We start from the raw sequence: 9,389 nt of genomic DNA on the forward strand, positions 1-9,389 counted from the left end.
TGGGCGTGCCCGAGCAGATCGGCGCGCCGCGCATCCCCGCGCTGCTCGACGAGTTCGACCCCGAGATGCTGGCCCGCGGCGGCGGCCTGCGCCGCTCGGCCAGCGGCCCCGACGGCGAGGTGGTGGAGCTGGCCGTGCCGGTGGGCGACGCCGACGAGATCTACGGCGTGCTGGTGGTCGAGGCCCGCGGCAACTTCTTCTTCGAGAGCCGCCACCGCCGGCTGGTGGATGCGGTGGCCGGGCTGCTGGCCCTGTCGCTGGGCAACCTGCAGCGCAACCAGCGGCGCCGCCGGCTGGCGCTGATGGACGAGCGCAGCGCCATCGCCGGCGAGCTGCACGACTCCCTCGCCCAGGCGCTCTCGTACATGAAGCTGCAGATCGCCCGCCTGCAGCTGGAGATCGGCCGCAGCTGCACCGCCTGCACGCCGGGCAGCGCCATGCTCGACATCTCCGGCGAGATCAAGACCGGCCTCGACAGCGCCTACCGCCACCTGCGCGAGCTGCTGTCGGCCTTCCGCACCTCCATGCCCCCCGGCGGCCTGCACCAGGCCCTGCGCGAGGTGGTGGACGAGCTCGAAGCCCGCGCCGGCACCGGCGTGAGCCTGGATTTCCGGCTCGGCAGCCAGCCCCTCACCGCCAACGAAGAATTCCACCTGCTGCAGATCGTCCGCGAGGCGCTCACCAACGTCATCCGCCACGCCCGCGCCGCCCACGCGGTGGTGCAGCTGGCCCCGCTCGCCAGCGGCGAAGTGGCCGTGCGCATCGAGGACGACGGCCGCGGCATCGCCCCCGATAGCGGCGGCGAAGGCCACCACGGCCTGTCGATCATGCGCGAGCGCGCCCGCCAGCTCGACGGCAGCCTCGCCATCCAGCCCGGCGCAAGCGGCGGCACCTGCGTCGAGATGCGCTTCCGCCCCCGCGCCGCGCCCACCGAATCCAACCTCCGAGGAACGCTCCCATGAACCTGCCCGACACCCCCGGCGGCAGCCCGCCGATCCGCATCGTGGTGGTGGACGACCACGCCCTGTTCCGCCGCGGCGTGGGCCAGCTGCTCTCCATGTACCCCGACATCCACGTGGTGGCCGACGCCCCCAGCGGCGCCGAGGGCATCGAGGCCGTCCTCACCCACCGCCCCGACGTGGCGCTCATCGACCTGCACATGAAAGGCCTCGACGGCATCTCGGTGATCCGCGCCCTGCAAAGCGCCGGCAGCCCCGCGCGGCTGGTGATGCTGACCGTGTCGGATTCCAGCTTCGACGTGATGGAAGCCCTCAAGGCCGGCGCCGCCGGCTACCTGCTGAAGGACATGGAGCCCGACGAGTTCTGCCGCAAGCTCCGCCAGGTGGCCGCCGGCGGCACCGTGCTGTCACCCGAAGTCGGCGGCGTCCTCGCCAAACCCCAGGCCGCCAACCGCGAAAGCATCGACGCCGGCTGGGCCTCCCTCACCGTGCGCGAACAGGAGACGCTGGAGCTCGTCTCCAAAGGCGCCTCGAACAAGATCATCGCCCGCTCGCTGGGCATCGCCGAAAGCACGGTGAAAGTGCATGTGAAACACGTGCTGCAGAAGTTGAACCTGAGGAACCGGTTCGAGGCGGCGGTGTGGTTGAGGGAGTTGAGGGAGGAGGAGCGGAGCAGCTGAGGCCTCGGCGGGACTTCCGGCAACCCTCCCGCTTGGCAAGACCCCCACGCTTTATTGACTTTTATCGGCTTTCCAATAAATTATCGCCATTGCGATAATTTACGATAAAAGCCATGATCGCCTTCCCACGCACCGCCCTGGCCACCGAGCTGGTCGCCGCCCTGCAAGGCAAGGCCCTGCTCGGGGACGCCCACAACGGCCTGTTCCTGACCGCGCCCCGCCGCACCGGCAAATCCACCTTCCTGCTGGGCGATCTGCGGCCGGCCTTGCAGGCCGAGGGCGTGATCGTGGTGTATGTGGATCTGTGGGCCGATACCCGGCGCGACCCGGGCGGACTGATCGCCGAAGCCATCGCCCGCGCCCTGGAGCCGCAGCTGGGCGTGGTGGCGCGCACCGCCCGCAAGGCCGGCCTGGACAAGGTCAAGCTGGGCGGGTTGGAAGTGGACACCAGCAAGATCGGCAAGATCGACGGCCTGACCCTCGTCGACGCCCTGAGGCTGCTCCACGAAAACGCCGGCAAACCCGTTGCGCTGATCATCGACGAAGCCCAGCACGCCCTCACCAGCGAGGCCGGCGAAGCGGCCATGACGGCCCTCAAATCCGCCCGCGACCAGCTCAACCAGCCCGGCGTGGTCAACCTGATGCTGGTGATGTCCGGCTCGGATCGGGACAAGCTGCTGCGCCTTGTCAACACCGCCGGCGCGCCCTTCTACGGCTCGCAGATCCAGCGCATGCCGCCTCTGGGGCCGGACTTCATTGCCCACGTCGCCGGCCTCATCGAAGCCCAACGGCCTGAACTCAGGCCGGTCGACCAAGCCCTGCTGCAGCAAGCCTTTGAAGTGTTCGGCCATCGCCCCCAGTTCTTCATGGCCGCGCTGGGTCAGGTGCTCAGCCCGCTGGCAGCCCTGAGCGGACGCTTCGAACCCGCCCTGCTGGAAGCCGCGCAGCATCAGCAAGCCGAAGACGAAGCCCAGATGGAATCGGACTACCTCGGTCTCAAGCCCACCGAACAGGCCGTGCTGTGGCGCATGCTGGAGCAAGGCCCGCGCTTCCGCCCCTACGACGCCGAAGCGCTACGCTTCTACCGCGAAAAAACCGCCCACCCGGTCAACACCGCCCAGGCCCAGCGAGCACTCGAAGCCCTCCGCCAACGCATGCCCGCGCTGGTGTGGAAATCCGCGCGGGGCGAATACGCGCTGGAAGACGCGGCGATGCATCGGTGGTTTGAAAAGCGCAGCGAGGCGGGGCAATGGCCTCCAACGCCACCGCAGGGGATGCTGGCGTTGGAGGATGATTGAGGGGAGTAGTGGAAGCAGCGGAGTCGTCGTGTGGCACAGTGCGAGATAGGTCGCTCGACCACGATCGGACGATCATGCACGAGCCAATAGCGGTAATTCGCCGAGCACTCATTGACGTCCTAGCAGTCGTGTCCGATTATCCAAAGCGCACAGAAAATTCTCCAACTACGCGATGATTAACATTCCAAGACGGACGGATTGTCGGCCGCATCGCCGCGGCCATCCTGCCTTGTAAATGCGAAGCGCTATGAAACCTATTCCCAGACAACTACGCCGAGAACGAAAAAGACCAGAGAAACGTTTGGACAAGGAGTCCATACAACCGATGCAGATTTAACACAAGCATCCTTTACGATTCCTGATTGTCGATTCAAATAGATGCACATTAACTACCCTTTAACCACGAGGCGGTCTCGATGAAAGTACTAAGCTTAATCAACATGAAAGGTGGGGTCGCAAAAACAACGCTGGCGATAAATATTGCCGACTGTCTTGCAAGGCGTCATGCGTCACGAGTCTTGATTATTGATGTAGACCCTCAATTCAATGCGACCCAATGTCTAATGGACCCCGAATCGTATGTCAACCACCTCAAAGACGGGAAAGACACGATACTGACCGTTTTTGACCGCACAAAACGGCCAGTAGCAAGTGCTGTTGCACACTCAAGTAAATTAGAGCCAAAACAACTTGAGAACATTTCTGTCGTAAAGATAAAAAATAACTTACACCTGCTACCGGGAAACTTAGAACTGTACAGGCTAGAAATGGCACCTGGAGACGGCCGTGAAAACCGGCTCAAGAATTATCTTCAGAAAATTGAAGGCCAGTACGATTTTGTTGTAATTGACACTCCGCCAACCCCTTCTGTCTGGATGACGAGCGCCCTGATTGCATCCGATCACTATCTAATTCCAGTACGCCCCGACCCTATTTCCCTAACAGGGATTGACTTGCTTAGAAGCATCATTGAAGAAAAGAAAGAGAACTTTGATTTAAACATCACCTGTGCAGGGCTAGTACTAACAGTTACCGAGGAAAATACGGTTGTATTCGCAAATGCAAAGCGCAACTTACAATCTGACGACTACTGGCAGAAATTCTTATTTAAGTCAACGCTACCGAAGCGCACTAGAATTGCACAGGGACAGTTAGATCAGATTCAGATATTAGATGGCGAAAACAACGAATCCAAAGCTTTCATTACAAGCATTACCACCGAATTGTTAAATAGGATGGACTAAAATGGCCACAACAAGACCTAAGAAAAACCGCGACGTTTTAGACGAGACAAAGATAAAGTACGCCATCGATTTTATCGAGGAACTGTCCTGGCTTCTTGAATCAAAGAAAAAGTTAAATCTCAGCGAGATTCCAAAACTACTGCGAGACAGCTTAATTTCAGGCAAAGAAGAAACTGGAGCAGCTGACAAGTACGTATCGCCGAATCCAAACATCCACTACTTAATCGGCGTACTCCCTCGTCTTTTTCAAGACGAAATGCTATTTTCTAGAAATGAGGAGATCGCTGAGTTTGCAAACGAAGTACTAGGCATTGCCATCAGTCGCGTGGAAAAAAGATCAAAATACGAACTAATTGGTCTCATTGTTTGCGAGGCAAATTCGCTTGATGATGAAAAACTTGCAAGCCTGGTTAGCTCACTAACTGAGATAACCGGCAGCTCCGAAAAACTGAGCTTAATGGTTCGCGAGAAAAAATCGACGGGTTTTTCTTGGAACGAAACCATCCGAAAATTAGCCGCAAATTAAAAAATGACAAGAGAAAGAAAGTCTGACTTCGAGGCTTTAATAGCATACGTAACCAGCTACAAGATCCCAGTCAAAGAAAACGGATGGCGCTACAAAAACGCTCTTGGAGCAATGCATAAATCTTATTTTTCTCTCATCACGCTTTGTTGTGAAATGAAAGAAAACAAGGATATTTTTCTGAAAAGTGCAACAAACCCTCACGAAGAATTGATGGAGCGTCTGCTGGAAACAGCATCCGACATGGGCTGCTCGCTGTTCAACTGGATCAATGGTTCGTACAAGACGTCCAGAATAATGATCAGAACTGCCATTGAAAACTTTGTTCGAACCATCGGAGCGCTTGAAGACAAGGCACTACTGTCAGAAAAAAATGTTTACTCACTTTTCGAAAAATCAGCCGAACTCATAATTTTCTCCGAAAACGCGGAAATTAAGCAAGCCTTTAACCAACTTCACTCGGACTACAAGCTGCTTTGCCAAGACGTTCATACAGCAAGCGATAAAAACATGGACTTTTTGGGTTCACTCGCAGATTTTCCGTCCTACAAAGAAAAAAAAGGAGAACTTTGTACAGAGGTATTTGTTAGGGCATCAAGATTAATGATCTTCGTCTTTTGCTTCGTTTTCAATCCATTTTTTCATCAAATGCATCATCGAAACAAAGAGAACATCCTTGTTTCAATAAAAAAATCGCTAAGGCCGATGATACTAGGCCATTAGATGCCTGGACTGCTTCGATGTGGAGCCTCATGATTAAGCAGGTGCAGAGACCACACCTTTGTATATTCCGAGGTAGGGATGCACGCTTCCTAGGAGCTTGACCAGAAGCAATTTGGGATAGCAGCCTGAATGTTGCAGAAGGCACGTACCTTCATCGGCCAAGCACCCATTCCTTTCATCAGCGGTCACATTTAATTCCTCGGCCGATGGCGTCACTTTCATCGTTCCGCCGCTCCTTTCGGAGAAATGGGCCGATTCGCGAGAGGGCACTGCAGCCGCCACATCCGACGCTTTAGGGCCATTCGCTCCTTCTTCTCCCTGAAGTAGTACCAGAGTAGTATTTGCCGCCGCCCACCCGGCTGGCCTAATGGACTCAATCCCCAACCCCTTCGAGAAGGAGTCAAAGATGAGTTCATGGAGACTGTCGGTCCTGGCGGACCGCCACCGCGCGCTGGGTTCCAAGCTGGAAGACTGGAACGGCATGGGCACCGCGTGGACGTACGACACTTCGCTGGCCGATGAGCATGCGGCGATCCGCACCCGGGCCGGGCTGATGGATGTGTCGGGCCTGAAGAAGATGCACATCATCGGCCCCCACGCCGAGGCGCTGATCAACTTCGCCACCACCCGCAACGTGAGCAAGCTCTACCCGGGCAAGTCGGTGTATGCCTGCATGCTCAACGAGGCGGGCAAGTTCATCGACGACTGCGTGATCTACCGCAACGGTCCCAACGCCTTCATGGTGGTGCATGGCTCGGGCGCCGGGCACGAGATCCTGACCCGCGGCGCGGTGGGCCGCAACGTGGCGGTGCTGTTCGACGACGATCTGCACGATCTGTCGCTGCAGGGCCCGCTGGCGGTGGATTTTCTGGCGAAGCACGTGCCGGGCATCCGCGATCTGCCTTACTTCCACCACCTGCAGACCACCCTCTTCGGGCGTCCGGTGATGCTGTCGCGCACCGGCTACACCGGCGAGCGCGGCTACGAGATCTTCTGCAAGGCGGCCGACGCGCCGCTGATCTGGGACACCATCGTGGCCGAGGGCAAGGAGATGGGCATCATGCCGTGCTCCTTCACCGCGCTGGACTGGCTGCGCGTCGAGAGCTACCTGCTGTTCTACCCCTACGACAACTCCGACATGTACCCGATGGAGGGCCAGCCCATCGGCGACAGCCTGTGGGAGCTGGGGCTGGACTTCACCGTGTCGCCGGGCAAGAAGGACTTCCGCGGCGCCGCCGAGCACTACCGGCTGCAGGGCAAGGAGCGCTTCAAGATCTACGGCGTCGAGCTTACCAGCCGCGATGCGGCGCTGGGCGGCGATGCGCTCTACGACGGCGACACCCAGGTGGGCCTGGTGACCTGCGGGATGTACTCGCGCCTCACCGAGCGCTCGATGGCGATCGCCCGCCTCGACCCGGCCTATGCGGTGCCCGGCATCAAGCTGGAGCTGCGCGGCGCCAGCCTCACCTGCGCGGCCACCACGCACACCCTGCCCTTCGACGATCCGGACAAGACCAAGCGCACCGCCAAGGGCTGAGCCCGTGCCCACCCTTTGCGTCATCACCTGCGCCACCCCGAACGGCCCGTCAGAGGCCCAGTAAAAGGAACAGCCCCATGAGCACCCCCAACCCCAGACGTTACACCCTGTCGCTATCGTGCCCGGATCGCGTGGGCATCGTGGCCGCGGTGAGCAGCTTCCTCGCCCAGCACAAGGGCTGGATCACCGAAGCCAGCCACCACGCCGACCCCGAGGCGATGCGCTTCTTCATGCGCCAGGAGATCCTCGCCGACTCGCTGCCCTTCGGGCTGGAGACCTTCCGCGACAAGTTCTCGCAGATCGCCGCCGAGTTCGACATGGACTGGTCGATCAGCGACAGCGCCCGCAAGAAGCGCGTGGTGATCCTGGTCTCGAAGCAGGAGCACTGCCTGTACGACCTGTTTGCCCGCTGGCAGTCGGGCGACCTGGACATCGACATCCCCTGCGTGATCTCCAACCACGAGACCTTCCGGGGCTTTGTGGAATGGCACGGGATTCCCTTCCATCACGTGCCGGTAACCCCGGACAACAAGCCCGCCGCCTACGCCAAGGTGGAGCAGCTCTTCAACGAGGCGGAGGGGGATGTGATGGTGCTGGCCCGCTACATGCAGATCCTGTCGCCCGAGCTCTGCGCCAACTACCCCGGCCGGATCATCAACATCCACCACAGCTTTCTGCCCAGCTTCGTCGGCGCCAAGCCTTACCACCAGGCCTACACCCGCGGCGTGAAGCTGATCGGCGCCACCTGCCACTACGTGACCAGCGAGCTCGACCAGGGCCCGATCATCGAGCAGGACGTGATCCGCGTGGATCACTCCGACGCCCCGGACGACCTCGTGCGCTACGGCAAGGACATCGAGAAAGCCGTGCTGGCCCGCGGCCTGCGCTACCACCTGGAAGACCGCGTGCTGGTGCATGGCAACAAGACGGTGGTGTTCCGCTGAGCCGCATCCGTCGGGTTACGCCCTGCGGGCTAACCCGACCTACGCAACTGTGTAGGTCGGACTTTAGTCCGACACGCCGGGCCACCGGAGGCAGGGAATGTCGGACTGAAGTCCGACCTACAAAAGATCGGCAGGTCGGGTTAGTGCAGCGTAACCCGACACCTCCCGAGCAACATCCGTCGGGTCACGCCCTGCGGGCTGACCCGACCTACGCAACTGTGTAGGTCGGACTTTAGTCCGACACGCCGGGCCACAGGAGGCAGGGAATGTCGGACTGAAGTCCGACCTACAAAAGATCGGTAGGTCGGGTTAGCGCAGCGTAACCCGACACGTCCCGAGCAACATCCGTCGGGTTACGCCCTGCGGGCTGACCCGACCTACGCAACCCACGTAACAAGGAGACGGATGCCATGACGGCCCGCATCATCGACGGCAAGGCGCTGTCGAAAACCCTTCGTGAAGGCTTCAAGACCCGCGTGGCGCAGCTGGGCACCCAGGGCGTGCAGCCCGGTTTGGCGGTGATCCTCGTCGGCGACAACCCGGCGAGCCGTGTGTACGTCGGCAACAAGGTGAAGGCCTGCGAGGAGGTGGGCGTGCGCTCCTTCCACGTCGGCCTCGCCGCCGACACGCCGGAGGCGGAGGTGCTCGCCACCATCGCCCGCCTGAACGCCGACCCGGCCGTGCACGGCATCCTCATCCAGCTGCCGCTGCCGGCGCACATCGACCCGCGCCGGGTGCTGGAGGCGATCTCGGTGAACAAGGATGTGGACGGCTTCCACCTCTACAACGTCGGTGGGCTGGTGGTGGGCAACACCATCTTCCCGCCCTGCACGCCGTATGGCGTTCAACTGCTCCTCGACACGACGGGAACCGACGTGACCGGCAAGAACGTGGTGGTGGTCGGCGCCAGCAACATCGTCGGCAAGCCGATGGCGCTGATGCTGCTGCAGCGGGAAGCGACCGTCACCATCTGCCACGCGAAGACGCGCGACCTTGCCCAGCACACCATCCTCGCCGACATCCTGATCGTCGCCGCCGGCAAGCCGGGGCTGATCGTGCCGCAGATGGTCAAGCAGGGCGCCATCGTGATCGACGTGGGGATCAACCGTCTGCCGGATGGAAAGATTGTCGGCGACGTGGATTTCGATGGCGTGAAGGAGAAGGCCAGCTGGATCACCCCGGTGCCCGGCGGTGTCGGCCCGATGACGGTGACCATGCTCATCGAGAACACCCTGCGCTCGGCCGAGCGGGCGCTGCGAATGCGCCAGGCCGACGATTATCAGGACTGGGAAGCGCCGGTGATCCATCCGGTCGTCACCTGAGCCAGCCATGTCCGCCGCCACGCCCTTCGCCCTCTTCGAGAACCGCCTCGCCCGCCCCGGCGAGTCGGCCGGCTGGCTGTTCGAGGACTACGCCGGGCGCTGGCAGGGCCACGCCGACGGCCTGGGCCGGGCGCTCGCCGTCGCCCGCGCCGAAGGCTT

The 9,389-nt window shown here is 60.6% G+C and carries 9 protein-coding genes; all 9 read left to right on the top strand.

The window, feature by feature from the left end; genetic code table 11:
- A partial coding sequence (locus QQK25_RS21240; RefSeq protein ID WP_284189757.1) for an ATP-binding protein occupies positions 1 to 962 on the top strand: 962 nt, incomplete at its 5' end.
- Entirely contained in the window at positions 959 to 1,639 is a 681-nt protein-coding gene (narL, locus tag QQK25_RS21245; RefSeq protein WP_284189758.1) for a two-component system response regulator NarL, read from the top strand. The genes QQK25_RS21240 and narL, both read left to right, overlap by 4 nt.
- A gap of 113 nt (positions 1,640 to 1,752) precedes the next feature.
- Positions 1,753 to 2,937 carry an AAA family ATPase gene (locus QQK25_RS21250; protein ID WP_284189759.1) on the top strand — a complete coding sequence of 395 codons (1,185 nt, stop codon included), beginning with the start codon at positions 1,753 to 1,755 and terminating at the stop codon, positions 2,935 to 2,937.
- A 416-nt stretch (positions 2,938 to 3,353) separates the two neighbouring features.
- Positions 3,354 to 4,181, top strand: a complete 828-nt coding sequence (locus QQK25_RS21255) for a ParA family protein (RefSeq protein ID WP_284189760.1) — start codon at positions 3,354 to 3,356, stop codon at positions 4,179 to 4,181.
- Between the two features lies 1 nt (position 4,182).
- Positions 4,183 to 4,707 carry a hypothetical protein gene (locus tag QQK25_RS21260; RefSeq protein ID WP_284189761.1) on the top strand — a complete coding sequence of 175 codons (525 nt, stop codon included), beginning with the start codon at positions 4,183 to 4,185 and terminating at the stop codon, positions 4,705 to 4,707.
- Positions 4,708 to 4,710: 3 nt separating this feature from the next.
- Positions 4,711 to 5,427 (top strand): hypothetical protein, encoded by a 717-nt coding sequence (locus QQK25_RS21265; RefSeq protein WP_284189762.1) that lies wholly within the window; start codon positions 4,711 to 4,713, stop codon positions 5,425 to 5,427.
- Between the two features lie 406 nt (positions 5,428 to 5,833).
- A complete protein-coding gene (locus QQK25_RS21270; protein ID WP_284189763.1) occupies positions 5,834 to 6,964 on the top strand; it encodes an aminomethyl transferase family protein in 1,131 nt (376 codons plus the stop codon).
- Between the two features lie 77 nt (positions 6,965 to 7,041).
- Entirely contained in the window at positions 7,042 to 7,908 is an 867-nt protein-coding gene (gene purU, locus QQK25_RS21275; protein WP_284189764.1) for a formyltetrahydrofolate deformylase, read from the top strand.
- Positions 7,909 to 8,318: 410 nt separating this feature from the next.
- Positions 8,319 to 9,230 (top strand): bifunctional methylenetetrahydrofolate dehydrogenase/methenyltetrahydrofolate cyclohydrolase FolD, encoded by a 912-nt coding sequence (gene folD / locus QQK25_RS21280; RefSeq protein ID WP_284189765.1) that lies wholly within the window; start codon positions 8,319 to 8,321, stop codon positions 9,228 to 9,230.
- Positions 9,231 to 9,389 lie beyond the last annotated feature (159 nt).

This window comes from Zoogloea oryzae, from assembly GCF_030161255.1.
Taxonomy (GTDB): Bacteria; Pseudomonadota; Gammaproteobacteria; order Burkholderiales; family Rhodocyclaceae; genus Zoogloea; species Zoogloea oryzae.